Here is a 1,424-nt window from a genome sequence, read left to right on the forward strand (position 1 = left end):
CGCAGCGACGCCAGGGCGGCCATCGGCACCACCAGCGCGGCGGCGGCGCCCAGCACGTCCAGCGCCGCGCCGTCGAGCGCACCGCCGAGCAGCGCGGCGACCACGGTGCCGGCGAACGCGGCCCGCACCGCCGGGTAGATGCCGAACAGTCGCATCAGCCCGCCCCACGGCTGCAACAGGGCGAACCACACCAGCAACCCGCCGGCCAGCGCCAGCACGGTCAGCGGACTGTTCACCAGCGTCTCGAAGTTCTCCGCGCTGGAGCGGTGCACGGTGAACCCGGCGGTGCCGTCACCGAGCGCGGAGAGGAAGCGACCAAGGCTGCCCCGCTCCGCCGGCGGGCGGCGCAGATCCACCACGGCGAACCCGATACCGACCGCCAGGGCGGCCATGGTGGCCCAGGCCAGCCGGCTGATCGTCAACCAGCCGCCGGCGCTGATCACGGCGGCCACGCTCACCCCGGCGGTGAGCGCGATCGCGCCGACCGGGTCGGCACCCAGGTACGGGCTGCCGACCACCACCACGGCGAGACCACCCACCGCCACCATCACCGCCGGCCGCCAGCCACGGTGCACCCGTTGGGCGAGCCAGCCCGCACTGAGCAACGCGCCGGCCAGGAACACGCCCAGGCCCACCGTGCTCAGCCCGGCGTACCGGCCACCCTGCAACGCGGAGTAGCCGACCACGCCGTTGAGTTGGAGCCGGGCCCCGGTGAGCACGTCCAGCCCGACGACGAGCGTGGTGAGACCGGCCACCGCGCCGAGCGGGCCGAGGGTGCCCGAGTGCCCGGGGGCGAACCGCACCGCCACGGTGCCGGCGACCACCAGGAGGGCGGTGACCCCGGCAAAGGTCCACCCGGGGTGCCCGGCGCGCCACCAGGGGACGGCGTCGGCCAGCAGCGCCGCCGGCACCGTCAACGCGGCGGCGACAAGCAGCAACTCCACCACCGCCACGACCTGCTTGGCGACCGGGGTCGGGCCGGTCGGGCCGGCGTGCGGGCGGGCCCGGCGCAGCAGCGGCAGCATCGCGAGCGCCAGCAGCACCTGCGCGCCGGCCAGCAGACCGAAGAAGGTGCCGGAGACGGTCCGCTGGGCCGCCGCCTCCCGGTCGGCGTTCGCCGGGGCGTCGATCGCCTCGGCCAGGTCGGCCGGACGGCCGCCGGTGCTGGTCGCCGGGCGGCCGAGGAAGAGCCGCTCCGGCATCGGACGGCCCAGCGCGGCGAGCGCGGTCGGCGCGAGGTCGACCAGTTGCAGGTAGCCGTCGCGGCCGGTGCTGGCCGAGGTGAGCCACCCGCGCTCCCAACCCGGCCCGTCGGCGATCGCCACGTGCAGCCGGGACGGCTGGGCGGTGTCGGAGATCCCGGCGACCAGCACCAACGACCGGGCGGTGTCGGAGATCCCGGCGACCAGCACCAACGACCGCGG

At 76.4% G+C, this 1,424-nt stretch carries 1 pseudogene; it reads right to left on the reverse strand.

Annotated elements, in window-relative coordinates:
- A pseudogene (locus JM949_RS35930) lies at positions 1 to 1,424 on the reverse strand (hypothetical protein); the annotation flags it as partial.

This window comes from Micromonospora tarensis, assembly GCF_016803395.1.
In the GTDB taxonomy this organism is placed as follows: Bacteria; Actinomycetota; Actinomycetes; order Mycobacteriales; family Micromonosporaceae; genus Micromonospora; species Micromonospora tarensis.